The sequence below is a fragment of the Klebsiella sp. GW_Kp182 genome (genome assembly GCF_040062275.1).
Lineage (GTDB): Bacteria > Pseudomonadota > Gammaproteobacteria > Enterobacterales > Enterobacteriaceae > Klebsiella > Klebsiella michiganensis.
The window spans coordinates 36,889-62,048 of record NZ_JBEAFQ010000041.1 but is presented as its reverse complement, the minus strand read 5'-3'; the positions used below and the strand labels follow the sequence as shown (position 1 = coordinate 62,048).

Here is a 25,160-nt window from a genome sequence, read left to right as displayed (position 1 = left end):
TTTCCCCCTCTGCGACAGCCTAAACCCATCACCGATATACACCGCAGCGATGACACCATTATGGTCTGGTTATAACGCTTCCGCTGGCCGACGGACGACTGCCCAATAGCCCGCGTGGAAAGTTGTTCGGGCAGCGTTTTATTGCGCAGTGCGCCTGGTAAGAACAGGCGTTTGCCGTCGTGGCGGTAGATTGATACGGACAAGAAGGCCGCTCCCGCAGTTTCTCCCACTGGGCTTCATCGTATCGCGTGATGTTATAAACCTTTACCGCATGATATTGCTCGTTAATTAACACGCTGGACGAGTAGAGCTTCATCGACTCTCCCGGCAGTAATAAAATGTCGGCTTCATACCAAAGAATAAACTTTAAAAACCGCAGGCTGGAAATCGAAGAAAAAGCCACGCCGGAATACGGGCAGACAAGCGTATTATGAATAGTCCATTTCATTTTTTATCCTTGCTGGCATTGCTGATAAATGACTCTATATAGTGATAGCATCCATGATAGCTAACCGCAAGGTTATCGATTAATAATGTGATATCAGACAATACTCAATACCACCCGTACTCAATAAGGCTTACCTTAAATATAGCATTCTAATAATGAATGGTTAACCATAATAGCCAGAAGCGCGCCCCGCAGGAATATACATAAATAAGAATATACTGACAATTAATTACAGGCTACCCACAGCGGTAGCCTGCGGTACTATTTTTAGCATTTACCACAAAGAACCGAGCTCTCCTTCAAATAATAAGCAGCAGGATTACCAGGTTTTACCAATATTAAACTGGAACTGCTCGGCTTTATCACCATCGTATTTTTTAAAGGGTTCGGCCCAGGAGAACACCAGCGGGCCCAGTGGCGACATCCACTGCACCGCAATCCCGGCAGACATCCGGATATGTGACGGATCGCCATAGTCCGGGATCCCGGCCGCCAGCGTCTGGCCGGTATTTTGCCAGGAGGTGCTCCATACCGTACCGGCGTCGAGGAATAGCGACGTTCGCAGGCTGTCGGCATATTTGTCATTCACAAACGGCGTCGGCACAATAAACTCGCTGTTCAGCACCGCCATCGCGTTACCGCCAACCGCATCGGATGATGAGTCCAGCGGACAGGTGCTGTAGCTGCTTTCAGAACCATTACAACGATAATAAGCCGCTTTTGGGCCAATCGTATTCGACGAAAAACCGCGAACCGACGACGATCCGCCGGCATAAAAGTTATCGTAAAACGGCACCGATTTGCCGTTCAGCCCATCGGCATAGCCCGCGCGCAGGTGCTCCATCCATACCCAGCTTTTGCTCTCGGCCAGCGGCATATATTGGGTGGTATCGAAAGTCACTTTGTAATAGCTGTTATCCGAACCGGGTACGGTGACCTTGGCGGTCAGGCTGCTTTTATTCCCAGCCCGCGGGAAGAAACCGCGATCGAGGTTGTTATAGCTCCAGCCAACGCTGGCAAAATAGTCATTGGCGCTATAGGTCGCACCGCTGTCGCCGTCTTTGGTGACGACGTCAGGATAGATGCCACGTGAGTTAAGATAGCTCCAGGTGGTGAGCTCCGGCTCCATATTGGTCAGGCGGTTATGGACATAGTCCAGGCCAAGGTTGAGGGCGTTATTCTCGCTAATCGGGAATCCCAGCGTACTGCCAACGCCGTAGCTTTGCTGGTTGTAGCTTCCGGAATCGGCATCCGAGGCGTCGTAGCTGTTGTAGAAAATTTTGCCGCCGAGGCTGACGCCATCCACGGTGAAGTAAGGGTTCGTCGCTCCCAGCTCAATATAGGACTGGTAGCTGTTGCGCGTGCCGTTGAAGCTGACGCTATTGCCGGTCCCCAGCCAGTTATCCTGAGTGACGCCGAGCTGGTAGCTCACGCCGCTGTCGGTACCAAAGCCCAGACCAACGTTAAAGGAGCCGGTATTGCGCTCCTTCACCTTATAGACCACGTCCACCTGATCCTGGCTACCGCTTACCGGAACGATCTGCTTGTCGACGGTTTCAAAAAATCCGGTACGATCCAGCCGCGTTTTCCCCTGCTCGACTTTCTCGTCATTCAGCCACGCGCCTTCCATCTGGCGCATTTCGCGACGCAGCACCGCATCGCGGGAAGTATCGTTACCCTCAAAGCGAATCTGACGAACCGAATAACGGCGTCCGGCATTGACGTTAATATGCAAAACGACGCTTTTTTTCGTCTCATCAATATCCGGCGCGGTATTAACCTGCGGCCAGGCATAGCCGTATTTTCCCAGCAGCGTCTTAATGCTGTTCTCAGCCGCCGTGATTTCCGCGCCGCTGTACCATTTCCCCGCTAAAGGCTTCACCAGCGCTTCAATTTCCTGGTTATGCTGCGCCATATCGCCGGTCACGACCGTACTGGCCACGTTATAACGATCGCCTTCGGTAAGATTGATCGTGATATACAGCGATTTTTTATCCGGAGTAATACTGACCTGACTGGAGTTAATGGTAAAACGCGCGTAGCCGCGATCGAGATAATAGCTACGGATGGTCTCAAGATCCGCCGCCATTTTTTGCTTTTGGTATTTCTTATCGCCAATCACGTTCCACCACGGAACGCTGTCGCGAAGCTGCAGCTGGTCCAGCAATGTTTCTGCGCTAAAGGCCTGGTTGCCAATAATATTAATTTGCGCAATTTTTGCCGATACCCCCTCCTGAAAGACAAAGGTTAAATCAACGCGATTACGCGGTAGCGGCGTGACGACAGCATGGACCTGAGCGCTATATTTCCCGACGCTGTAATAGAAATCCTGGAGCCCCTTTTCTATTTCCGTGAGCGCATTGCGATCCAGCGCGCTGCCTTCTTCAATACCGCTGGCGGCCAGATTCTCCTTGAGGGCATCATCCTTAACGGATTTATTCCCGGAAAAGCTGATTTTAGCGATGGTTGGCCGCTCTGTGACCTGCACCACCAGCGTGCTGCCATCGCGCAGGATCTGCACGTTCTCAAAGTTGCCGCTGGCGTACAGGGCGCGGACCGAATCACTGATATCCTCGTTAGAAACCTCTTCTCCCGTATGAACAGGCATGCTCAGTAGCGCAGCGCCAACGGTAACGCGCTGTAGCCCTTCGAAACGAATGTCATCTACCGTATAGGCGGTTGATGCGTAAAGCGTTAAAGGGGAAATCAATAGACCGGCGATGAGACTCGTTTTTTTTAGCATGGAGGTGTCGTCTAAAAGATATTTGGCAATAGCAGATACCTGCTGGGAATAATGCAGTTCATTGCGCCAGACAGATTCTGACGCCGTTTTAAATAACCTGAACGAGGCGCAGAATTGCACGCAATTATGACGAGAAAATGGAGAAAAAATGGATATATGAGAATGGTGAAAAAATTATTTTCTAATGGAACTTTCCTTCTCCCACCCAGTCAGATAAGCATTTCCTGACAACATTAAAATTCAACATCTTTTGTTTTTTAATTAAAAAAACAAAAAGCCCCCTTTCTCATTGATTGAAAGGGGGAAAAAGATCTTGTTAGGAATGATGCTCTCTGGGATAAACCAGGAACAGCCACAAACTAACCTATAACCCCGTAGATAAAATGAAGAGACAGTGAATAAATTATGCAGCCAGATTGCCATTATAATGAAATGAGTAGATATCATGCCACGAAATGAAATTCAGCGTTCAGTGCTTAGCGAGCTGGTGCAATGGATAAAAAACAATCTTGAAAAGAAGCTCACCATGCGGGCGCTGAGCCTCTTTTCCGGCTATTCTGAATGGCATCTTTTTCGCCTGTTTCGTCACTATTTTAATATGTCGCCAATGGCCTATATTCGCCAACAGCGGATGCAATTAGCCCTTGATTTATTAAAGGTTAAACCGGCTTTTCGCATCGTTGATATTTGTATTATGGCGGGCTATGAAGATATCAGCGCCTTTAACCGTACCTTTAAAAGATACTATGCGATTACGCCTGGCCAGTTTCGCAAAATCCTGTGTATCTCCGGATAGGGGATCCCCCTCCTCCGCATTGCTGCGGTTGGGAATGGAAGGGGGAAGAGGAACACAACGTTAGAATGGAAATGGCAGGATGCCACCGTTAATCGTTTCCGAGATCAAGCAGACCCGATCAACAGGAAACAGTGTAAGCTGCTAAGTTGAGTTAATTGTGTAGAAGCCGTGGAGATTTTGTCATCATTTATATCTCCGGCCTTTTTCCCCGACATAAAAAATAAAAAGCCGGAATAGTTCACTATCCCGGCGGGTGTTTGAGTAGATAATCAGAAGTGCGTATTCACGCTGACATAAAACGTCCGACCCGATTCATTATAGGTCTCCGCGCCCGCGCCATACAGATAGGCGCCGGTCGTCGAATTCCCCGTGGTCTGCGCGTTACCGGCGCGGTAGTGGCGAATATCGAACAGGTTATCCACGCCGCTGGTCAGGCTCAGGTTTTTATTCACATCCCAGGTCGCGCTGAGCCCGACGATGCTGTACGGGCTCACTTCATTCAGCTCGCTGCCGGATACCGCCTCGCCCTTATAGTTGAAGCGCTTAGGTTTTTGTCGGCCATACCAGGTGAAAGTACTCTGCAGCGAAAGATCGTCGCGTACCTGCCAGCTGACGGTCGAATTAAGGGTGAACTGCGGGATCACCGACAGGCGATCGCCGGTGGTCTTGTTCTTACTCTGCAGCATCCACGTCAGGTTGTTGCTCCAGTTGACCGTTTCGCTTACCGGCAGGTTTAATGAGCCTTCCAGCCCTTCAACCAGCGCCTTCGGTACGTTTTCCCATTGATAAATATTGGTCGTGCCGTTGCTGGCCGTTCCCACCGCCGAGTAGCCCGATTCAATCTTGTTATGATAGTCGTTACGGAACCAGGTCAGCCCCGCCTGATAGCCGTTGTGCTTATACTCAAGGCCAATCTCTTTATTAACGCTGGTTTCCGCCTTCAGAGCGCTGTTCCCCATCAGGTAACAGGCTGAGCTGCTGGCATAGCAGCCCTGGCCGTTGCTGTAGAGAATATAGTTCGGGTTGAGCTGATAAAGGTTTGGCGCTTTATAGGCGCGGGCGATGCCCAGCTTCAGCGTCCAGTCATCCGACAGCCCCTGCGAGAGGTTCAGCGATGGGCTCCAGTTATTGCCAACGATGCTGTGATGGTCGAAGCGCAGAGCCGGCGTCAGCATAGTGCTCTCGGTCAGCGCGATATTATCTTCGGTAAACAGCGAGAAAATCTCGGCGCTGGAATAGGGGCTACGCCCGGTTGCCGAGATACCGTCAATGGAGCCATAAGAGAGCGACTGGGTGGTCGATACGCCATCTTTCATCCGCTGCTGGTTCCACTCGGTACCCAGCGTCAGATTCTGCTCGAATCCCAGGGTAAACGGAATATTCACCTCGCTGTGCAGCAGCACATCCGACAGGTCGATATCGGAGAATTCGCTGCTGGAGAAGATCCCCTCCGTTCCCCCCGCCAGACCCTCGTTCATACGCGAGTTACGGGTGTGCTCATACTGCGCGTAAGTATTGCTGGTCACGCCGTTATCCCAGCCGCCGGTCCACGTGACGCCATAAGTCTGACGATAGAGGCGGTTGGTCTCTTTACCGTACATACTTTTCACCAGCGTGCTGGTATTGGTATTCTGGGTATCGCCTGCATACAGGTTGCCCTGGCGGCTGTAGCCGGTTTCAAACTCCAGCGCCTGCATCGGCGCAAATTCCCAGCGCAGCTTACCGTGGATATCTTTATTCACTACGCCTTCGCGTCCAGCCGGATACGATCCCGCATAGCTACCGGTTCGCGCCGCTTCGTGACCGGAATTAATATCCTGGGCATCGGCCTGCGTTTTGCTCAGATTTCCCCATAAATTAAAGCTGACCTCATCCGATAGCGGGCCATTGAGGCTGAAGTTTGTCCGCTTCGTCGCGCCCTCTTTACGGTGCTGAGGTGCGTTCATATAGGTATTCCATGATCCATGCCATTCGCTGGTGGCCGGTTTGGTGACGATATTTACCACCCCGCCCATCGCGCCATTACCGTAGCGGGCCGCCGCAGGGCCGCGAATCACGTCGATATGGTCGATCATTTCCGCCGGTACCCAGCTGGTATCACCTCGCGTATCTCGATCGCCGCGCCAGCCATAGCGCACGGAATTACGGCTGGTCACCGGTTTACCATCCACCAGAATCAGGGTGTTCTCCGGCCCCATGCCGCGAATATCGACCTGACGGTTATTACCGCGCTGGCCGCTGGTGGAGTTGCCGGTGAGGTTGACGCCGGGCTGGGTACGAATCAGCTCGGAGACATCGCGCGCGGGCGGGTGTTTACGGATCTCCTCAGCGGTGATGGTCGATACGCCGGGCGCTTGCAGCGTCTGCGCCGCCGCGGTGACCACCATGGTTTCGTCATCATTTGCCGTAGCCGTTTCTGATTTCTTCGTATCGTCTGGCGTGTTGCTGTCAGCGGCCTGCGCCGGCAGCATCCCTCCCCAGATGGCCATCGGGATCAGCACGGCCAGCGAGTAGTGTGAATCGTATTTCATGGAATATGCCCTGTTTTTCTTTTTAGCCGTCGGGGCACGCCTTCTTCATCCGCCAGATAAACACCGGTCATGTCTTCCATGCCTGGCGTAACATCTCTTTTTTTGGCGTAGTCAGGCCCTCCCGTTTAAATAGGGATAGCAATAAATAATGAGCGACCAAAATAGATTTATTACTCTGGCAAAAATGAAGAAATAAACGCACCGCGCTATTCTTTGATAGCATTCGCCGAACAGCAGTAATAGGAGTATTGTGCCACACAACGTTATTAGAAATGAGATTTATTATCAAGTGGATAATTATGCATCACAGCAATAATTTTAAATAATTCAATAAAAACAAAAAGATGAAATAATTACTTACGTTTACTCCTTATTTGCACTTTAAATAATCAAAATATATCCACACTAAAAAAACACAATCTGAGCATATTCTCTCCATAATTACCGATATTTATTTCTTTATTATTTCACTATAAATACTGAGCCTGTTAATTAATAAAATAGCTGATTAACCGACCGACATTCTCGATCGCCGGGCATGCTAACGGCCAGAAATTGACTAAAATAAGGAAATCCTCCTGCGGAGCACCGCGCCATGAATACGTCGTCGTTCTATCGATACCTTGTCGGCGGACTTGCATGCCTTGCCGCCCTGCTATGCTTCACATCCGTTTACGCCGCCACAGAGAATAAACTGTCAGAGCCCGAGGAGCGCGAGGCCCTGGAAGTCAACGTTGACGATATGCTGCAGCCATGGAAGGGAGATTTACCGGGTATGCTCGACCGGCGAACCATTCGCGTATTAACCACCTTCAGCAAAACCTTTTTCTTTATTAACAAAGGGACGCAGCGCGGCGCCACTCACGATATTTTTATGGAGTTTGAGCGAAGCCTCAATCAAAGCCTGACGAAGGAGAAAAAGCTCAAACATCGTCATCTTAAGGTCCGTATCATCTTTGTTCCGGTTGCCCGCGACCAGCTCATCAGCGCGCTTAACGCTGGTAAGGGGGATATTATCGCCGCCAACCTGACGATTACCCCCGCTCGCCAGCAGGAGATGACCTTTACCGCGCCAATCTACTCTCACGTTCAGGAGCTGCTTCTTTCCGGCCCCGGCTCGCCCAAAGTGGAAAATCTGCAGCAGCTTTCCGGTAAAACGGTCTTTGTGCGTACCTCATCGAGCTATTACGAGAGCCTGGTCGCGCTCAACGCGCGCTTTGCCCAGCAATCGCTGCCCCCCATCACCATCGAACCGGCGCCCGAAGCGCTGGAGGATGAAGATCTGATAGAGATGCTTAACGCGGGCCTGATTCCATTGACCGTCGTCGACCGCCACAAGGCTCTGTTCTGGAAACAGGTTTTCCCCAACATTCAGGTTCATCAGAACATCATTCTGCGCAAGGAAGGCAATATCGGCTGGGCGGTACGCAACAATAGCCCGCAGCTGCTGGCCTTGCTTAATGAATTCATCAACAAGAATCGTCAGGGCAGCAAGCTGGGTAATACGATTCTGCTGCGCTACCTGAAGGATGCCAGGTACGTTAAAAACGCGGCGGCGCAAAAAGAGCGGCGTAAATTTCTGACCATGGTGGAGATCTTCCGCAAATATGGCGATCGCTACGATGTTGACTGGCTGCTGATGGCCGCGCAGGGCTATCAGGAGTCGCGGCTAAATCAGTCGGTGCGTAGCCACGTCGGCGCAATTGGCGTTATGCAGGTAATGCCGAGCACCGGCAAGGAGCTGAAGGTCGGCGATATTAAGCAGCTCGACCCCAACATTCATGCCGGGGTGAAATATATGCGCTGGATGATAGACCGCTACTATGGCGATGAACCGATGACCCAGCTTGATAAGGCGCTGTTCTCATTCGCTTCTTATAACGCGGGCCCCGCGCGCATCGCCCGGCTGCGGGCGGATACCAAAAAGCGCGGTTTTGATCCGAACGTCTGGTTTGGCAACGTGGAGTATCTGGCCGCCGAGAAGATCGGCTCCGAGACCGTAAGCTATGTCAGCAATATCTATAAGTATTACATCGCTTACCGGCTGATCGTGGATGAAATAGCGCGTAAACAGCAGGCGACGACGGCCTCCAAAAATCAGGTCGTGCCGACAGTGGGGATGCCTGCCGCACCTGCCACACCTGCCACGCCTGCCGCACCTGCCGCACCTGCCGCACCTGCCACACCTGCCACACCTGCCACGCAGTGAAATAGCGCAGATGGCCTGGGTGACAAAATAGAAAAAGCCCCGAACAGGGGCTTTTTCAGAGATGACTTTACGACGCTAACGCTTCGTTAGAACGGAATATCGTCATCAAAGTCCATCGGCGGCTCATTGGAAGGGGCAGCTGGCGCCTGCTGCTGCGGACGAGACTGCGCGCCGCCGCTGAACTGGTTTCCGCCCTGCGGCTGCTGAGGCTGGCCCCAACCGCCCTGCTGCTGACCACCGCCTGCCGGGGCGCCCGCGCCCTGCTGACGACCGCCGAGCATTTGCATCGTGCCGCCAACGTTAACGACAACCTCGGTGGTGTATTTTTCCTGACCGGATTGGTCAGTCCATTTACGGGTACGCAGCTGGCCTTCAATATAGACCTGAGAACCTTTACGCAGATACTCGCCGGCCACTTCCGCCAGTTTGCCGAACAGCACAACGCGGTGCCATTCGGTCTGCTCTTTCATCTCACCGGTCGCTTTATCACGCCAGGATTCGGAAGTAGCCAGCGTAATGTTGGCAACTGCGCCACCACTCGGCATGTAGCGTACTTCCGGGTCCTGGCCCAGATTACCGACGAGAATCACCTTGTTTACGCCTCTGCTGGCCATGTTTGTGTCTCCTGAATGCGTTTCTTAATAGTGTAAACGCGCGAGTGTACCATTTCCAGGTGCTATGTTGATAGCTGGGAAGTAGGTTCCAGATAACTCTCGCGGTGCGACATTTTTACACATCCCACCGGAAAATGCATTCCAATACTGTATATTCAAACAGGTTAAATTGTGTCATAATTAGCCGTTTCTGCCGTTTGTCCTTCTAACAAACCAGGCAATCCGCGTATCTACCGGGAAAGGTGAATGGATAAGATCGAAGTTCGGGGCGCCCGCACCCACAATCTCAAAAATATCAACCTCGTCATCCCGCGCGACAAACTCATTGTCGTCACCGGGCTTTCGGGTTCAGGCAAATCCTCACTGGCTTTCGACACGTTGTATGCCGAAGGGCAGCGTCGCTACGTTGAGTCGCTCTCCGCCTACGCGCGGCAGTTCCTGTCGCTGATGGAGAAGCCCGACGTCGACCATATTGAAGGGCTGTCGCCGGCGATTTCCATTGAACAGAAATCAACGTCCCACAACCCCCGTTCAACGGTAGGCACCATTACCGAAATTCACGACTACCTGCGTCTGCTGTACGCGCGCGTTGGCGAGCCGCGCTGCCCGGATCACGACGTCCCGCTGGCGGCGCAAACCGTGAGCCAGATGGTCGATAACGTGCTCTCCCAGCCAGAAGGCCAGCGCCTGATGCTGCTGGCGCCGATCATTAAAGAGCGCAAAGGCGAGCATAACAAAACGCTGGAAAACCTCGCCGGGCAGGGCTACATCCGCGCGAGGATCGACGGCGAGGTCTGCGATCTCTCCGATCCGCCGAAGCTGGAGCTGCAGAAGAAACACACCATTGAAGTGGTGATTGACCGCTTTAAGGTGCGCGACGATCTCAGCACGCGCCTGGCCGAGTCTTTTGAAACCGCGCTGGAGCTATCTGGCGGCACCGCCATCGTCGCCAATATGGACGATCCGAAAGCCGAAGAGCTGCTGTTTTCCGCCAACTTCGCCTGCCCGATTTGCGGCTACAGCATGCGCGAACTGGAACCGCGCCTGTTCTCCTTCAACAACCCGGCTGGCGCTTGCCCGACCTGCGATGGTCTCGGCGTCCAGCAGTATTTCGATCCGGAACGCGTCATTCAGAACCCAGAGCTGTCGCTGGCTGGCGGGGCGATTCGCGGCTGGGATCGGCGCAATTTTTACTACTTCCAGATGCTGAAGTCGCTGGCGGAACATTATGAATTCGATGTGGAAGCGCCCTGGGGCACGCTGAATAGCAGCGTACAAAAAGTGGTTCTGTACGGCTCAGGCAAAGAGAATATTGAATTCAAATATATGAACGATCGCGGCGATACCTCGGTGCGCCGCCATCCGTTCGAAGGCGTGCTGCATAATATGGAGCGCCGTTATAAAGAGACGGAATCCAGCGCAGTACGTGAAGAGTTAGCGAAATTCATCAGCAACCGTCCCTGCACCAGCTGTGAAGGGACCCGCCTGAAGCGCGAAGCGCGGCACGTGTTTGTGGAGAATACCCCGCTGCCGACCATCTCGGATATGAGCATCGGCCACGCGATGGACTTCTTCAACAACCTGAAGCTCTCCGGCCAGCGTGCGCAAATTGCTGAAAAAGTACTGAAAGAGATTGGCGATCGCCTGAAATTCCTCGTCAACGTCGGTCTGAACTACCTGACGCTCTCTCGTTCGGCGGAAACCCTCTCCGGCGGCGAAGCGCAGCGTATCCGCCTCGCCAGCCAGATCGGCGCAGGCCTGGTCGGCGTCATGTACGTACTGGATGAGCCCTCTATCGGCCTGCACCAGCGCGATAACGAACGCCTGCTGGGCACGCTGATCCACCTGCGAAACCTCGGCAACACCGTGATTGTCGTTGAGCACGATGAAGACGCCATTCGCGCCGCCGACCACGTTATCGATATCGGCCCGGGGGCTGGGGTACACGGCGGTCAGGTCGTGGCTGAAGGCAAGCTGGAAGATATTATGGCGGTGCCGGAATCGCTGACCGGCCAGTTCATGAGCGGCAAGCGTAAAATCGAAGTGCCGAAACAGCGCGTACCCGCCAATCCGGAGAAAGTGCTGAAGCTGTCCGGCGCGCGCGGCAACAACCTGAAAGACGTGACGCTGACGCTGCCGGTGGGCCTCTTCACCTGTATCACCGGCGTTTCCGGGTCGGGTAAATCCACGCTGATCAACGACACGCTGTTCCCGATTGCCCAGCGTCAGCTCAACGGCGCCACCATCGCGGAACCGGCACCTTACCGCGACGTGCAGGGGCTGGAACATTTCGACAAAGTGATCGATATCGACCAGAGCCCCATCGGCCGTACGCCGCGTTCTAACCCCGCAACCTACACCGGCGTCTTTACGCCGGTCCGTGAACTGTTTGCCGGCGTACCTGAATCACGTTCGCGTGGCTACACGCCCGGCCGCTTCAGTTTTAACGTGCGCGGCGGCCGCTGTGAAGCCTGCCAGGGCGATGGCGTGATCAAAGTCGAGATGCACTTCCTGCCGGATATCTACGTACCGTGCGACCAGTGCAAAGGCAAACGCTATAACCGCGAAACGCTGGAGATTAAGTACAAAGGCAAAACGATTCATGAAGTGCTGGATATGACCATTGAAGAAGCGCGTGAGTTCTTCGATGCGGTTCCGGCGCTGGCGCGTAAGCTGCAAACGCTGATGGACGTCGGTCTGACCTATATTCGCCTTGGTCAGTCGGCTACCACGCTTTCCGGCGGCGAGGCCCAGCGCGTCAAGCTGGCGCGCGAGCTGTCCAAACGCGGTACCGGGCAAACGCTGTATATCCTTGATGAACCGACCACCGGTCTGCACTTTGCCGATATTCAGCAGCTGCTTGAGGTTCTGCACCAGCTGCGCGACCAGGGGAATACCATCGTGGTGATTGAGCACAACCTGGATGTCATCAAGACGGCTGACTGGATCGTTGACCTTGGGCCGGAAGGCGGAAGCGGCGGCGGAGAGATCCTCGTTTCCGGTACGCCGGAAACGGTCGCCGAGTGCGAGGCCTCCTATACGGCTCGCTTCCTCAAGCCCATGCTGAAGTAATCTCATCTGCCTCTTCCCGTCCCGGGAAGAGGCCTCATTTCCTCTCATTTTCTCCCGCTGATATTTTGTGATTTGCGGCCGGACGGCATCTGTCATCAGATAGCACCACCGCCATAAATTGCAGGATGCATCATGTACTTAAAGCACGGACTTTATCGATTTACGCTCGTCGCGGCGTTATTCGCGCTGACCGCCTGCAGCTGGATAGACGGCTACAGCAGCACGGCTCATCAGCAGCTGCTGATGCTGGAACAGCTTCATCTGCAGTTCATCAGCGACGCGGCGGCAGCGCCACTCGACCAACGCTTGCTCAGTTACGAGGATCGCCAGATTCGCCCGCTATTCAGCCTGGCGTTAAGCAATAGCGATGCGCTACGGCAGAGTAATCTTCACGTACTGGAGAAAAATTATCAGCGGCTGTACCGGCGCGTCGTCCCCCAGGAGAGAGCGCTGACGCCTTTCGAGGCCGGAATTCTGGCGCAACAGACGGAAAAACTTTACCAGCAGGCCATCAACGGCGAACAACAGCGTTCAGGGAGATAAGCATGTCCACCATAGAAGAGTTAAGCGCCCAGCTGGCCGGCGCCGGCGTGAATACGGCAGAGTGGTTGCAGCTTATGCACGCGATTGTAAATGATGAAGACAGCGACATTCGCGACGCCGGGATGCTCACGCTACAGGCGTTACAGGAGAAAGCGCGCGGCTGGTTAAGTCAGGACGACCTCATTCTGCTCCTGCAAGGGCAGCGCGATATTGCCAGCATTCGCGCCAACAACGAACAGATCGCCATGCAGGCGCATCTGCAGTCCACGCTGCTTCGTCTGTTTGATGTGACCCTGCTGGCGCTGCTGGGCAGAATTTAGCGCTATGGCAACAGCTTACGCTTAGCCTCGGAAAGCGAATCAAGCGCCTGCTGGTAGGAAGCATCCACCAGATAATAAATTTGTGAATCAGGCAGGGAGCCGTCAAGAAACACCGTACTCCAGTGGGCTTTATTGAGATGTTTGCTGGGGCGAACATCGCGATGCTGCTGCCTCAACAGTTCCGCAAGCTCAGGGCTGGTCTTTAACGATACCGCAGGCCGGTTGTCCTCAACCTCTTTTACCATCGCAAACAGGACGTCCGCCGCTTTGATCTGCGTCGCTTTCCAGTCGCTATGTACGCTTTGTTCGGCGCCCGGCTTTGCCATGCAGTACTGCAATAAATCCGAAATTGTCATTTTTATTCCCCCATCAGCGTCGCGATGATATGGCGCGATCCGCCATGAATACGATGCTCCCCGAGCCAGATCCCCTGCCAGGTCCCCAGCCTGACGCTGCCATCCCGTACGGGCAGCATCAGCGATACGCCCAGCATCGACGACTTAATGTGCGAGGGCATGTCATCAGGACCTTCATAATCGTGTTCATACGGCGCGTTATCCGGTACGGCGTGCAGAAAATGCTGCTCCATATCGAAGCGAACGGTCGGATCGCAGTTTTCGTTTAGCGTCAGGGAAGCAGATGTATGCTGGAGCAGCAAATGCAGCAGGCCAGTTTTCACCCGCGATATTTCGCGGATTTGCCCGAGAATTTCATCAGTGACCAGATGGAAGCCCCGTACTTTCGGGCCTAACGTCAGGGTTTGCTGATGCCACATAAGCCACTCCTTTTACTAATGAACCTTCCTAAGTGTGCAGCAATAAGCGAAAAGGTAAAACCTTTGGCACGCTATTTTGCACAAAAAAACGGCAGCGTGCCGGCTGCCGTTTTAGCGATTGATGATTAAGCCGGCGGGCAGCTTAATATTCTGAATTCACAATGACCTCTTCACCCTGAGCGCCCGCCATCGGTAGCGGCTTATAGGAAGAGTTTGAGGCCCGCAAGATACGGATCCCACGCGCGCCCACCTCGCGGGCAGCGGAGATATCGTTATCCGAATCGCCGTAGAAAACTTTGATCCCTTTCTCCTGCAGCCACTGCGTTTTGGTGTTCTGGCCAGGTTTATCGCCGGCAAAAATAACCGGGTTCATATTCGCCGCCGGGATGAGAAAATCATCCTGCAGGGTTTTTGATACCGTTTCGGTTTTGGTCTGGCTACGGCCGGTAACGAAATAGATGCTATCGCCGCGCTTTACGTGCATCGCAATCAGCTGGCGCGCCACCTCTTTCGGCATGCTGAATTCATCCCAGCCGTTGTTCATTTTTTCCCAGAACTCCGGATTTTTCAGGTAATCATCGCTGCCGGGGGAATAGGTTTTCTGCCCGCGCCAGAAGCCCGGGCTGGAGAACAGGACGGTATCATCAATATCAAAACCGACGGCCATCGGCTGGCGTCCCAGCAGGCTATTTTCAATCTGGGCGACGGAAACCCAATGGATCGGCGCCTGTTCGGCGAGTTTCGCCATATTGGTGCCCGTCCACAGCGGCTGCGGTGTGGAGGCGCGAGCAACGACGGAGCTATTTAGCGTGAACAGTAAGCAGACGGCCCCAAAGGCCAGGGTGATCTTGCGCATATTTTTCCCTAAATAATCGAATCGTTATAATTTTCAATAATGTGTACGCTTATTAATGCACCCAGACCTTACCCCCCGCGAAGGCGGATAGGAAGGTTTTTCTGCTCTGATGTCATATAAAAAGAGAATGATCACACTTCGGGAAGCGAATTGCCCGCGTCATGATTTGGCGCGGGCAAAAGGTCAGGAAGAACTTATATTACCGCAGCAAACGCCTGCGCTACGCGGCGCACGTTTCCTGCATTCAGCCCCGCGACGCACATGCGGCCGCTGGCAATCAGGTAGACGCCAAACTCATCGCGCAGGCGGTCAACCTGGGCCGCGCTGAAACCGGTATAGCTAAACATGCCGCGCTGCTTGAGCAGATAGTCAAAATCACCGCCCGGAACCGTCTCTTTCAGCACATCAACCAGCTCCTGACGCATGGCCAGAATACGGGTGCGCATCCCTTCCACTTCCGCCAGCCATGAGGCTTTCAGCGCGCTGTCGCCCAACACCGCCGCAACCACCTGCGCGCCAAAGTTCGGCGGGCTGGAGTAGTTGCGACGCACGGTCGCTTTTAATTGCCCCAGTACGCGCCCCGCGGTTTCAGTATCTTCACAGACGATCGACAGCCCGCCAACGCGCTCACCGTACAGGGAGAAGATTTTCGAGAACGAGTTGCTGACCAGCATAGGCATCCCGGCGTTCGCTATAGCGCGGATAGCGTAGGCATCCTCTTCCATGCCGGCGCCAAAGCCCTGATAGGCGATGTCGAGGAAAGGAATCAAATTACGCGCTTTCAGCACCTCAACCACTTGATCCCACTGAGCGTTGGTAAGATCGGCTCCCGTTGGGTTATGGCAGCAGGGATGCAGCAGCACGATATCGCGTTCCGGTAGCGTATTGAGTTTTTCAAGGAAAGCCGCGAAACGCACGCCATTGGTTTTATCATCAAACCAAGGGTAAGTACTTACTTCGAATCCAGCCCCTTCAAATATAGCGATGTGGTTTTCCCACGTCGGGTCGCTGACCCATACGCGCGAGCCCGGGAAGTAGCGTTTCAGGAAGTCAGCGCCGACTTTCAGGGCTCCGGAGCCGCCCAGCGTCTGAATAGAGGCCACGCGATGCTGCGCCAGTACCGAATGATCGCCCCCGAACAGCAGCGACGCAATCGCGTGGCGATAGGTGTTCAGCCCTTCCATCGGTAAATAGATTGAGGCGCCGTGCGGCTGGGCGTTAAGACGTGCTTCCGCTTCGGCAACCGCCTTCAGCTGCGGAATGATGCCGTCTTCGTTGTAATAAAGACCGATGCTGAGATTTACTTTGTCACTACGCGGATCGTCTTTAAAACGCTCCATCAGGGAGAGAATGGGGTCGCCAGCGTAGGCGTCAACTTTCTGAAACACGCGATGTTTCTCCAGGTTTACATGGGCTCGTTATAACACAATAAACTGGATGTGAAAGAAGGTCGAGGGGATGTTGGCGGATAAAACAGAACGGGCTGGATTTGACGCAACAACGTGAACGCCCATCCCGGATGGCGGCTTAAACCGCCTTATCCGGGCTACCGGCCCGTAGCCGGTAGCGGCCCCGTAGCCCCGGTAAGGCGTCAGCCGCCACCGGGGGAAAGCGCGCTGGCTGACATTAATCCACGTACTTCATGGATACCCGTGAAGTCAGGCGCGTAATAAGTTCGTAAGCACTTACTTTTGTAATTTCGGCAATCCGCTCGACGGGGAGGCCTTCGCCCCACAGCACGACCGCGTCGCCAGCGTGGTCCTGTGCTTCAGGCCCGAGATCGACGCAAATCATATCCATCGCTACGCGTCCGACAATCGGCACTTCACGGCCGTTAACCAGTACCGGCGTGCCTGACGGCGCGGCGCGCGGATAGCCGTCACCGTAGCCCATCGCCACAACGCCTAAACGCGTATCACGCTCGCTGACCCAGGTTCCGCCGTAGCCCACCGGCTCGCCGGCTTTATGCTCGCGGACCGCGATCAGGCTGGAGGTCAGAGACATCACCGGCTGGCAGCCAAAATCCGCGCCGGTGGATCCACCGTCGAGCGGCGATACGCCGTAGAGAATAATCCCCGGACGCGCCCAGTCGAAGTGCGACTGCGGCCATAGCAATATACCGCCGGATGCGGCGATTGAGCGCAGCCCCGGTTTCCCTTCCGTGAAGGTGGTAAAGATATCCAGCTGACGTTCGGTCGCGCCGCACTCAGGCTCATCCGCACGGGCAAAATGGCTCACGATATTGACCGGCTGGCGGACGTTTTTACACTGGCTCAGGCGCTGATAAAAGGCTTCGGCCTGTTCGGGCAGAACGCCTAATCGATGCATCCCGGTGTCCAGCTTCATCCATACGGTTACCGGCTCGGGTAAATCCGCTTCCTCCAGCGCAGCCAGCTGCTCCGGGCTGTGTACCGCCGTGTGCAGGCGCTGGGCGGAGATCACCGGCAGGTCGGCGGCCTCAAAGAATCCCTCCAGCAGCAGAATCGGCTGGGCGATACCGCCCGCGCGCAGGCGCAGGGCTTCTTCAAGACGGGCGACGCCAAAAGCATCGGCGTCCGGGAGCGTTCGCGCGGTCTCAAGAAGACCGTGTCCGTAGGCGTTCGCTTTCACCACCGCAACCAGTTTGCTGGCGGGCGCCAGTTCACGCAGACGTTGCAGGTTGTGTCGCAGAGCGCGGCGGTTAATGACTACAGTTGCCGCTTGCATTTGAATTCCTTAATAAAAGAATCTCCTAAATCCTTCGTGTTGCAGGAAGGCGACAAGCCTGAGAATCCCCGGGAGCTTAGTAAACTAAGTGACCGGGGTGAACAGGCGTAGTCAACGCACCTGCGGCATGAAGGATGACGGAGATTTATTCGTCGTCGTATTGTGGCCCAGCATAATTATCAAAACGCGACCACTGACCGTTAAACGTCAGGCGCACCGTCCCGATAGGGCCGTTACGCTGTTTACCAATAATAATTTCAGCGATGCCTTTTAAATCACTGTTTTCGTGATAAACCTCATCACGGTAGATAAACATGATTAAGTCGGCGTCCTGCTCGATGGAGCCGGACTCACGCAGGTCGGAGTTGACCGGGCGCTTATCCGCACGCTGTTCCAGCGAGCGGTTAAGCTGCGACAGCGCCACCACCGGCACCTGTAGCTCCTTCGCCAGCGCCTTGAGCGAGCGGGAAATTTCGGCGATTTCCAGCGTACGGTTATCGGAGAGCGACGGCACGCGCATCAGCTGCAGGTAGTCGATCATAATAAGACCGATGCCGCCGTGCTCGCGGGCGATGCGCCGCGCGCGGGAGCGCACTTCGGTTGGCGTCAGGCCGGAGGAGTCATCAATATAGATGTTACGTTTTTCCAGCAGAATTCCCATGGTGCCGGAAATGCGCGCCCAATCTTCATCATCCAGCTGGCCGGTACGAATGCGGGTCTGGTCAACGCGCGACAGCGATGCCAGAGAACGCATCATAATCTGCTCCGAGGGCATCTCGAGACTGAAGATGAGTACCGGCTTATCCTGCAGCATCGCCGCGTTTTCCACGAGGTTCATCGCAAAAGTCGTCTTACCCATTGACGGACGCGCGGCGACGATAATCAGGTCCGACGGCTGAAGACCGGCGGTTTTTTTATTGAGATCGTCATAGCCGGTATTCACCCCGGTGACGCCGTCATGCGGCTGTTGGAACAGCTGTTCAATACGCGCCACGGTAGCGTCGAGCACGTCGGCGATATTCTTCGGCCCCTCGTCTTTATTCGCGCGGCTTTCGGCAATTTTAAACACCCGGGATTCGGCGAGGTCGAGCAGATCTTCGCTGGTGCGGCCCTGGGGATCGAAACCGGCCTCGGCGATTTCATTCGCCACGGAGATCATTTCGCGTACTACCGCACGTTCGCGGACGATATCGGCATAAGCGCTGATGTTCGCCGCACTTGGCGTATTTTTCGATAATTCCGCCAGGTAGGCGAAGCCGCCGACGCTGTCCAGCTGCCCCTGACGCTCCAGCGATTCGGCGAGCGTAATCAGGTCAATCGGGCTGCCCGATTCCTGCAGGCGCGCCATTTCGGTGAAAATATGGCGATGCGGACGGGTATAAAAATCTTCCGAAACAACCCGCTCGGCAACGTCGTCCCAGCGTTCGTTATCCAGCATTAAACCGCCCAACACCGACTGTTCCGCTTCAATCGAGTGCGGCGGGACCTTCAACCCATCGAGCTGATAATCACGCTCGCGGGGTTCAGTCTGTGGTTTGTTGAAGGGTTTATTTCCTGCCATAGTGAATGGAGTTACCGAGATAGTGAATGGGTCGAAAGATTACCACATTTCTGGAGGAAGCATGGCAACACGAATTGAATTTCACCAGCACGGAGGGCCTGATGTTCTGCAAGCGCTGGAGTTCACGCCGAAAGATCCCGCAGAGCACGAAATTCAGGTAGAGAATAAGGCCATCGGCATCAACTACATTGATACCTATATCCGCAGCGGCCTCTACCCGCCCCCGTCATTGCCGAGCGGTCTGGGTACCGAAGCCGCTGGCGTAGTAAGCAAAGTCGGCAGCGGCGTGAAACATATCAAAGCCGGCGATCGGGTGGTCTACGCGCAATCGGCGCTGGGAGCCTATAGCACCGTCCACAACGTGCCCGCGGATAAGGCCGCCATTTTACCGGACGCGATCTCTTTCGAGCAGGCGGCGGCCTCATTCCTGAAAGGGCTCACGGTCTATTACCTGCTGCGGAAAACCTACGAGATCAAAGCGGGCGAGCCGTTCTTGTTTCATGCGGCGGCCGGCGGCGTCGGGCTCATCGCCTGTCAGTGGGCCAAAGCGCTGGGCGCGAAGCTGATCGGTACCGTCGGCAGCGCGCAAAAAGCTGAACGCGCCAAACAGGCCGGCGCCTGGCAGATCATTAACTATCGCGAAGAGAATATCGTCGAGCGCCTGAAAGAGATCACCGACGGTAAGAAAGTCCACGTGGTTTATGATTCCGTCGGGAAAGATACCTGGGAAGCCTCCCTTGACTGCCTGCAGCGTCGGGGGCTGATGGTGAGCTTCGGCAACTCCTCCGGCCCGGTGACCGGTGTCAATCTCGGGATCCTCAATCAAAAAGGTTCGCTGTACGTCACCCGCCCTTCTCTGCAGGGCTATATCACCACGCGTGAAGAGCTGACGGAAGCCAGCAACGAGCTGTTTTCGCTGATCGCCAGCGGCGTGATAAAAGTGGATGTCGCGGAGAGCCAAAAATATGCGTTAACCGACGCCAGACGCGCGCATGAGGTGCTGGAAAGCCGGGCGACGCAGGGTTCAAGTTTGCTCTTGCCGTAATGGCCGGAGCACAAAAGTTTAGGGCTTCCACATGGGAAGCCCTTACTTTTTTTGTTCGGCTGTATGTAGGGTACAGCACGATGAATTCGTTAACCCGCTAATAGTGACAGATTTAATAAGCAAAGCCTACGCTGTTTTATGCAAAAATCTTCAGGTTGTGACATACCGCTCAATACCTTAGTAGCGCCAGCGGTTATTAGCGCGATAACGGTTGCCGGTTGGTGATTTTATCGCCCGAATCACCCAAACCACAACAACGGCCAGCAGCAGCCACGGCAGCAGTTTAATCATTAACGCAAACAGACCGCCGACAAACATCAGCGCGGTCGCGACGACAATCGCGGCAATAATACCCAGCAGTGAAATGCCGGTGACCAATAACATGACAAAAAAGCCAATAACGAATAAGAGTTCCAGCATCGTCTTTCCCCTAAAGAAATGTAATCTACCTTACCGGATATTACAAAAATCGTGCCAAATATAACCCATTGAATAATAACAAAAACGCCCGGCACGATACGTGCAGGGCGTGGTGAATTTGACCAGTTTTTAGTGAAAAACTAACGCTTGTCGGCAACCAGTTTCAGCGCCTGTTCCAGCACGTTGATGTCCGCCCCGGCTTTATGCGCATTTTCGCTCAGATAGCGACGCCACTGGCGCGCCCCGGGGATCCCCTGAAACAGCCCGAGCATATGGCGCGTTACGTGCCCCAGATAAGTACCGTTGCTAAGCTCGCGTTCGATATAGGGATACATCGCCCGGACCACGGAAACCGGGTCAGCATCGACGCCTTCCACGCCGAAAATTTCCCGATCCACCGACGCCAGAATGCCTGGATTCTGATAGGCCTCACGGCCCACCATCACGCCGTCCATATGCGCAAGATGTTGTTTTGCTTCTTCCAGCGACTTAATGCCGCCGTTAATCGCCATCGTCAGATGCGGAAAATCACGCTTCAGCTGGTAAACGCGCGGATAGTCAAGCGGCGGGATCTCGCGGTTCTCTTTAGGGCTCAGCCCCGAAAGCCACGCTTTGCGCGCGTGGATAATAAACATCTCGCACTCGCCTTTCCCGGATACCGTTTCGATAAAATCACACAGAAACCCGTAGCTGTCCTGGTCGTCAATGCCGATACGGGTTTTCACCGTGACCGGGATCGACACGACGTCGCGCATGGCTTTAATACAGTCTGCCACCAGCTGCGCGTTCCCCATCAGGCAGGCGCCGAACATACCGTTCTGCACGCGATCGGACGGGCAGCCAACGTTCAGGTTAATTTCATCGTAGCCGCGCGCCTGCGCCAGCTTCGCGCAGTGTGCCAGCGCAGCCGGATCGCTGCCGCCGAGCTGCAGGGCGACCGGATGCTCTTCTTCGCTGTAGGCCAGATAGTCGCCCTTGCCGTGAATAATCGCACCGGTGGTCACCATTTCGGTGTACAGCAGCGTGTGGCGCGACAGCTGACGCAGAAAATAACGGCAGTGTCTGTCGGTCCAGTCGAGCATCGGCGCGATGGAAAAACGGTGAGCGGCGAAAGCAGTAGGCGTTGAATCTGACATCATGGCGAATAAATAAGCATCCGGGTAAAAAGGGGCGCTACTATAGCACAAAGATAAACCACTGACGCATAGCGTCAGCGCTCACCTTTTTTATCCCGCAATAAACGCTATATTTTCCGTGGCTTCCCGTCGTGAGGGCCAAAAAACTGCGGCGGATGGTCAACCCAGCGATCCTGTCGCGTGGCGGCATAGCCGGGGTTAAGCGGGTAGTAGATGCGATTAAATTTCTTATTTGCCTCGCCAACGACTAACAGGCGAACCTCCTGCTCGGTGTTATTGAGGAAGGTGTGGCAAATGCCGGTTCCGGCAGGAAAGCCGACGCTATCCCCCGGCTCCAGCTTCCAGAGATAGCCGTTAATCCACACTTCCGGATAGCCTTCCAGCACGTAGATAAACTCTTCTTCGTCGCTCTCCGCATGCGGATAAGAGGTTCGGCGTCCGGGCGGTAGACGCTCATGGTGGATCCCCAGGCGATTCAGCCGCAGGCCCCGCGCCAGCGGCGCGCCGATGGAGAAAAGCTCAGTACTGTCGGGATAGGTGGAATCATCCACGCCTTCCAGTTCACGCCAGTGTCGAATGCAGTCAGGTCGTTTCATCGTTTTCTCCCGAAAATGAGATGCATCAGGTATAGCATAAGGTGGCAAGGTTGAGCGACCCCAGGAGCGCGGCTGGGACGAATTGGCGCAGCCAGCGCGCAGGTAACGTGAAGTGTGACGGGTATAGCCCGCCGGGTCTCGGCGTTTTACCGGTATCGTGATAAAGTAACAGTTTCAGATTCACGCAACCAGAGGACGCTCATGGATAAGACCACTTCGCAACAAATGTTAGCGCATGCTGAAAAGCTGTGCGCGCAGCGTGGCGTGCGCCTGACCCCGCAGCGCCTTGAAGTATTGCGTTTGATGAGCCTGCAGCAAGGGGCAATCAGCGCCTACGACCTGCTCGATCTCCTTCGTGAAAAAGAGCCTCAGGCGAAACCGCCGACGGTGTACCGGGCGCTGGAGTTTTTACTCGAGCAAGGGTTCGTGCATAAGGTGGAATCCACCAATAGCTATGTGCTGTGTCACCTTTTCGATCAGCCGACCCACAGCTCGGCGATGTTTATCTGCGACCGCTGCGGCGGCGTCAAAGAAGAGTGTGCGGAAGGCGTCGAAGATATTATGCATACGCTGGCGGCAAGAATGGGATTCGCCCTGCGCCACAACGTCATTGAGGCTCACGGCCTGTGCGCCGCCTGCGTCGAGGTTGAATCCTGCAGTACGCCGGGCCACTGCCACCACGACCATACCATCCAGATCAAAAAGAAAGCCCGCTGAGGCGTTAGCCGCAGCGGGAATCAAGGGTGTATACCCGTCATACTTCAAGTTGCATGTGCGTTGGCTTTGTTACTCGGCTCATCCATGAGCCTCGCCCTTCGGGCCGCCGGGATACGACGTTCAAATCTGTTCCAGACAGATTTGTCGCTCACCCCAGTCACTTACTGGAGTAAGCTCCTGGGGATTCTCTGCGTTGCCGCGTTACTCGGCCTGCGGCCTCGCCCCTCCGGGGCCAGCGCAAGCGCTGTTCAAAGCACGAGTGCCTTGTCCTGCAACTCGAATTATTTAGGGTATAAATCGTTAGAGCAGGCAATAGTAAGGGGTTAAAACACGGCGTTTTCGCTACCAGCGATAGTCGTTTTTGGTTTCCCAGTCGGTCACTTCTTTCTCTGCCTGGTCTTTGGCGTAACCGTAACGTTCCTGAATTCTGCCCACCAGCTGGTCGCGTTTGCCTTCAATGACGGTCATGTCATCGTCGGTCAGCTTGCCCCATTTTTCTTTCGCTTTACCTTTGAACTGTTTCCAGTTACCGCCGATTTCGTCTTTATTCATCATGCATTCCTCATCGTTCGGTTATCGTTCGGTGAATGAACAGCCCGCTGTGTGCCGGACATGACTTAACTATAGATGAGTATTCTGAGTAAGATTTATTATTCGGAATCTTTAACCATCAGATGCACCAAATGCATTACGAAAACCAGGTTCCGCGCTGCCAGTGGCGCCGCCAGATAACCGCCAGAGAAACGCCGCGCAGAGCGAGAAAGACCGTCAGCGCCAGCCACAGTCCGTGGTTGCCGAGCGTCGGTACCGTCAGCAGCGTCAGGGCAAACCCCGCCGCCGCTACCGCCATGCTGTTGCGCATCTCCGCCCCCCGCGTCGCGCCGATAAACATGCCGTCCAGCAGGTAGCACCAGACGCCAATGACCGGCAGTATCATCTGCCAGACCAGATAGCGGTCGGCCAGCTGCTGCAGCGAAGGCAGCGAGGTCAGCAAAGCGATAATCTGCTCACCGGCAAGGCCGTAAATCAGCGCAAACGCCAGCGCTACCATCCCTGACTGGCGGCAGGCCGCGTGCCAGACGGCAAGCAGCTGGCTGTCGTCGCGCGCGCCGTAGGCCTGCCCGGAGTGCGCCTCAACGGCGTAGGCAAAACCGTCCAGCGCATAGGCGGTAAAGGTCAGCATCGTCATGAGGACCGCATTGACCGCGACGACATCGGCGCCAAGGCGGGCGCCAAATACCGTCACCGCCCCGAAGCAGAGCTGTAGCAGCAGCGAGCGCAGCATGATGTCGCGATTCAGCGCCAGCAGGCGGCGTATATCTCCGCGCCAGGCGTTTTTCAGCATCGACAGGGAAACGCCGCGCAGCGCCAGCACGCGTCTCGCCATCAGCAGGCCAATAAAGAAAGTGACGTATTCTGCGGTGACCGTCGCCAGCGCCGCCCCCTGCACGTTCATATGCAGGCCCATCACCAGCCATAAATCGAGCACGATGTTGAGGACGTTGCCGACTACCAGCAGGATCACCGGCGCTCTGGCGTACTGCACGCCCAGCAGCCAGCCCAGCAGGACCAGATTCGCCAGCGATGCCGGCGCGCTTAGCCAGCGGAGCTCCAGGAAGCGTCTGGCCTGTTCGAGCACGGCTTCGCTACCGCCGACGATATGCAGCGCCAGGTCGATTAACGGCATCCGTAAGAGCACAATCGCCGCCCCGGCGGCCAGCGCCAGAACCAGCGGCTGCACCAGCGCACGCGCCAGCCGCTGCGGATCTTTTGCGCCAAACGCCTGCGCCGTCAGTCCGGTGGTACTCATTCGCAGGAACAACAGCAGCATAAAGAGGAAGCTGGTCGCCGTTGCGCCAACTGCTACGCCCCCCAGATAAACCGGGCTGTCGAGGTGGCCAATAACGGCGGTATCCACCAGCCCCAGCAGCGGAACGGTGATATTGGAGAAGATCATGGGCAGCGCTAAGCGCCACAGGGCTTTGTCGGCGGCGTTAAAAAGCATGGAGAAAGAGCCCAAATGAGGAAAAACGGCGCAGCATCATGCATCAGGTGATGATGCCGCGAGGTGA

General features: G+C 55.0%; 22 protein-coding genes. 7 read left to right on the top strand and 15 right to left on the bottom strand.

Features of this window, described 5'->3' with window-relative positions:
• Positions 1–58 precede the first annotated feature (58 nt).
• Together iraM and bamA are read right to left on the bottom strand one after the other, a co-directional pair.
• Positions 59–448, bottom strand: coding sequence for an anti-adapter protein IraM (iraM, locus tag ABLU88_RS17775; protein WP_004097807.1), 390 nt, complete (start codon positions 446–448; stop codon positions 59–61).
• A 319-nt stretch (positions 449–767) separates the two neighbouring features.
• Positions 768–3,191: an outer membrane protein assembly factor BamA gene (gene bamA / locus ABLU88_RS17770; protein ID WP_025107695.1), complete on the bottom strand. Its 2,424-nt coding sequence runs from the start codon at positions 3,189–3,191 to the stop codon at positions 768–770.
• Between the two features lie 445 nt (positions 3,192–3,636).
• Between bamA and ABLU88_RS17765 the strand changes: the two genes are divergently transcribed.
• Positions 3,637–3,987, top strand: a complete 351-nt coding sequence (locus ABLU88_RS17765) for an AraC family transcriptional regulator (RefSeq protein WP_025107696.1) — start codon at positions 3,637–3,639, stop codon at positions 3,985–3,987.
• A gap of 269 nt (positions 3,988–4,256) precedes the next feature.
• On the opposite strand, the gene ABLU88_RS17760 is transcribed toward ABLU88_RS17765, so the two are convergent.
• Entirely contained in the window at positions 4,257–6,518 is a 2,262-nt protein-coding gene (locus ABLU88_RS17760) for a TonB-dependent siderophore receptor (RefSeq protein ID WP_348837388.1), read from the bottom strand.
• A 595-nt stretch (positions 6,519–7,113) separates the two neighbouring features.
• Between ABLU88_RS17760 and ABLU88_RS17755 the strand changes: the two genes are divergently transcribed.
• A complete protein-coding gene (locus tag ABLU88_RS17755) occupies positions 7,114–8,727 on the top strand; it encodes a lytic transglycosylase F (RefSeq protein ID WP_348837386.1) in 1,614 nt (537 codons plus the stop codon).
• Between the two features lie 86 nt (positions 8,728–8,813).
• Here ABLU88_RS17755 and ssb1 read toward each other — a convergent pair whose 3' ends face one another.
• On the bottom strand, positions 8,814–9,341 hold the full coding sequence (ssb1, locus tag ABLU88_RS17750) for a single-stranded DNA-binding protein SSB1 (protein WP_004097799.1): 528 nt from the start codon (positions 9,339–9,341) through the stop codon (positions 8,814–8,816).
• A 246-nt stretch (positions 9,342–9,587) separates the two neighbouring features.
• Between ssb1 and uvrA the strand changes: the two genes are divergently transcribed.
• From uvrA to ABLU88_RS17735, 3 genes are all read left to right on the top strand, one after another.
• Entirely contained in the window at positions 9,588–12,413 is a 2,826-nt protein-coding gene (gene uvrA / locus ABLU88_RS17745; protein WP_004097797.1) for an excinuclease ABC subunit UvrA, read from the top strand.
• 132 nt (positions 12,414–12,545) lie between these two features.
• Entirely contained in the window at positions 12,546–12,956 is a 411-nt protein-coding gene (locus tag ABLU88_RS17740) for a hypothetical protein (protein WP_025107699.1), read from the top strand.
• Between the two features lie 2 nt (positions 12,957–12,958).
• Positions 12,959–13,276, top strand: coding sequence for a hypothetical protein (locus tag ABLU88_RS17735; RefSeq protein ID WP_004097794.1), 318 nt, complete (start codon positions 12,959–12,961; stop codon positions 13,274–13,276).
• Between the two features lie 2 nt (positions 13,277–13,278).
• Here ABLU88_RS17735 and ABLU88_RS17730 read toward each other — a convergent pair whose 3' ends face one another.
• From ABLU88_RS17730 to dnaB, 6 genes are all read right to left on the bottom strand, one after another.
• Positions 13,279–13,632, bottom strand: coding sequence for an MmcQ/YjbR family DNA-binding protein (locus ABLU88_RS17730; protein WP_004097793.1), 354 nt, complete (start codon positions 13,630–13,632; stop codon positions 13,279–13,281).
• A 2-nt stretch (positions 13,633–13,634) separates the two neighbouring features.
• On the bottom strand, positions 13,635–14,051 hold the full coding sequence (locus tag ABLU88_RS17725) for a secondary thiamine-phosphate synthase enzyme YjbQ (protein ID WP_038423946.1): 417 nt from the start codon (positions 14,049–14,051) through the stop codon (positions 13,635–13,637).
• Between the two features lie 142 nt (positions 14,052–14,193).
• Positions 14,194–14,907, bottom strand: a complete 714-nt coding sequence (gene aphA / locus ABLU88_RS17720; RefSeq protein ID WP_004097791.1) for an acid phosphatase AphA — start codon at positions 14,905–14,907, stop codon at positions 14,194–14,196.
• A 194-nt stretch (positions 14,908–15,101) separates the two neighbouring features.
• Positions 15,102–16,295: an aromatic amino acid transaminase gene (gene tyrB / locus ABLU88_RS17715; protein ID WP_032747494.1), complete on the bottom strand. Its 1,194-nt coding sequence runs from the start codon at positions 16,293–16,295 to the stop codon at positions 15,102–15,104.
• 238 nt (positions 16,296–16,533) lie between these two features.
• Entirely contained in the window at positions 16,534–17,613 is a 1,080-nt protein-coding gene (gene alr, locus ABLU88_RS17710) for an alanine racemase (protein WP_032747492.1), read from the bottom strand.
• Positions 17,614–17,758: 145 nt separating this feature from the next.
• Entirely contained in the window at positions 17,759–19,174 is a 1,416-nt protein-coding gene (gene dnaB, locus ABLU88_RS17705) for a replicative DNA helicase (protein WP_004097788.1), read from the bottom strand.
• Between the two features lie 61 nt (positions 19,175–19,235).
• On the opposite strand from dnaB, the gene ABLU88_RS17700 reads away from it, so the two are divergent.
• Complete coding sequence (locus tag ABLU88_RS17700) at positions 19,236–20,219, top strand: quinone oxidoreductase (protein ID WP_014227544.1); 984 nt, start codon at positions 19,236–19,238, stop codon at positions 20,217–20,219.
• Positions 20,220–20,396: 177 nt separating this feature from the next.
• On the opposite strand, the gene pspG is transcribed toward ABLU88_RS17700, so the two are convergent.
• The 3 genes from pspG to ABLU88_RS17685 all read right to left on the bottom strand — a co-directional run bounded on the left by pspG (position 20,397) and on the right by ABLU88_RS17685 (position 22,371).
• Entirely contained in the window at positions 20,397–20,639 is a 243-nt protein-coding gene (gene pspG / locus ABLU88_RS17695; RefSeq protein ID WP_049079202.1) for an envelope stress response protein PspG, read from the bottom strand.
• 140 nt (positions 20,640–20,779) lie between these two features.
• Positions 20,780–21,778, bottom strand: coding sequence for a tRNA dihydrouridine(20/20a) synthase DusA (dusA, locus tag ABLU88_RS17690; RefSeq protein ID WP_086074011.1), 999 nt, complete (start codon positions 21,776–21,778; stop codon positions 20,780–20,782).
• Positions 21,779–21,882: 104 nt separating this feature from the next.
• Positions 21,883–22,371, bottom strand: a complete 489-nt coding sequence (locus tag ABLU88_RS17685) for a cupin domain-containing protein (protein ID WP_014227541.1) — start codon at positions 22,369–22,371, stop codon at positions 21,883–21,885.
• Between the two features lie 201 nt (positions 22,372–22,572).
• Here ABLU88_RS17685 and zur point away from each other — a divergent pair, with 201 nt between their 5' ends.
• Positions 22,573–23,088 carry a zinc uptake transcriptional repressor Zur gene (gene zur, locus ABLU88_RS17680; protein WP_004097781.1) on the top strand — a complete coding sequence of 172 codons (516 nt, stop codon included), beginning with the start codon at positions 22,573–22,575 and terminating at the stop codon, positions 23,086–23,088.
• A gap of 342 nt (positions 23,089–23,430) precedes the next feature.
• Here zur and ABLU88_RS17675 read toward each other — a convergent pair whose 3' ends face one another.
• Positions 23,431–23,640: a CsbD family protein gene (locus ABLU88_RS17675; RefSeq protein WP_004137568.1), complete on the bottom strand. Its 210-nt coding sequence runs from the start codon at positions 23,638–23,640 to the stop codon at positions 23,431–23,433.
• Positions 23,641–23,776: 136 nt separating this feature from the next.
• Positions 23,777–25,093: an MATE family efflux transporter DinF gene (gene dinF, locus ABLU88_RS17670; protein WP_182158383.1), complete on the bottom strand. Its 1,317-nt coding sequence runs from the start codon at positions 25,091–25,093 to the stop codon at positions 23,777–23,779.
• Between the last annotated feature and the right edge of the window lie 67 nt (positions 25,094–25,160).

What these genes read in the sequence shown, in the direction of transcription:
- ssb1 (WP_004097799.1), bottom strand. Translation starts at nt 9,341, where the DNA reads ATGGCCAGCAGAGGCGTAAACAAGGTGATTCTCGTCGGTAATCTGGGC.
- ABLU88_RS17685 (WP_014227541.1), bottom strand. Translation starts at nt 22,371, where the DNA reads ATGAAACGACCTGACTGCATTCGACACTGGCGTGAACTGGAAGGCGTG.
- uvrA (WP_004097797.1), top strand. Translation starts at nt 9,588, where the DNA reads ATGGATAAGATCGAAGTTCGGGGCGCCCGCACCCACAATCTCAAAAAT.
- ABLU88_RS17760 (WP_348837388.1), bottom strand. Translation starts at nt 6,518, where the DNA reads ATGAAATACGATTCACACTACTCGCTGGCCGTGCTGATCCCGATGGCC.
- ABLU88_RS17765 (WP_025107696.1), top strand. Translation starts at nt 3,637, where the DNA reads ATGCCACGAAATGAAATTCAGCGTTCAGTGCTTAGCGAGCTGGTGCAA.
- ABLU88_RS17725 (WP_038423946.1), bottom strand. Translation starts at nt 14,051, where the DNA reads ATGTGGCATCAGCAAACCCTGACGTTAGGCCCGAAAGTACGGGGCTTC.
- ABLU88_RS17700 (WP_014227544.1), top strand. Translation starts at nt 19,236, where the DNA reads ATGGCAACACGAATTGAATTTCACCAGCACGGAGGGCCTGATGTTCTG.
- pspG (WP_049079202.1), bottom strand. Translation starts at nt 20,639, where the DNA reads ATGCTGGAACTCTTATTCGTTATTGGCTTTTTTGTCATGTTATTGGTC.
- iraM (WP_004097807.1), bottom strand. Translation starts at nt 448, where the DNA reads ATGAAATGGACTATTCATAATACGCTTGTCTGCCCGTATTCCGGCGTG.
- ABLU88_RS17740 (WP_025107699.1), top strand. Translation starts at nt 12,546, where the DNA reads ATGTACTTAAAGCACGGACTTTATCGATTTACGCTCGTCGCGGCGTTA.
- dinF (WP_182158383.1), bottom strand. Translation starts at nt 25,093, where the DNA reads ATGCTTTTTAACGCCGCCGACAAAGCCCTGTGGCGCTTAGCGCTGCCC.
- ABLU88_RS17735 (WP_004097794.1), top strand. Translation starts at nt 12,959, where the DNA reads ATGTCCACCATAGAAGAGTTAAGCGCCCAGCTGGCCGGCGCCGGCGTG.
- ABLU88_RS17675 (WP_004137568.1), bottom strand. Translation starts at nt 23,640, where the DNA reads ATGAATAAAGACGAAATCGGCGGTAACTGGAAACAGTTCAAAGGTAAA.
- bamA (WP_025107695.1), bottom strand. Translation starts at nt 3,191, where the DNA reads ATGCTAAAAAAAACGAGTCTCATCGCCGGTCTATTGATTTCCCCTTTA.
- dnaB (WP_004097788.1), bottom strand. Translation starts at nt 19,174, where the DNA reads ATGGCAGGAAATAAACCCTTCAACAAACCACAGACTGAACCCCGCGAG.
- ABLU88_RS17730 (WP_004097793.1), bottom strand. Translation starts at nt 13,632, where the DNA reads ATGACAATTTCGGATTTATTGCAGTACTGCATGGCAAAGCCGGGCGCC.
- dusA (WP_086074011.1), bottom strand. Translation starts at nt 21,778, where the DNA reads ATGATGTCAGATTCAACGCCTACTGCTTTCGCCGCTCACCGTTTTTCC.
- ABLU88_RS17755 (WP_348837386.1), top strand. Translation starts at nt 7,114, where the DNA reads ATGAATACGTCGTCGTTCTATCGATACCTTGTCGGCGGACTTGCATGC.
- alr (WP_032747492.1), bottom strand. Translation starts at nt 17,613, where the DNA reads ATGCAAGCGGCAACTGTAGTCATTAACCGCCGCGCTCTGCGACACAAC.
- aphA (WP_004097791.1), bottom strand. Translation starts at nt 14,907, where the DNA reads ATGCGCAAGATCACCCTGGCCTTTGGGGCCGTCTGCTTACTGTTCACG.
- zur (WP_004097781.1), top strand. Translation starts at nt 22,573, where the DNA reads ATGGATAAGACCACTTCGCAACAAATGTTAGCGCATGCTGAAAAGCTG.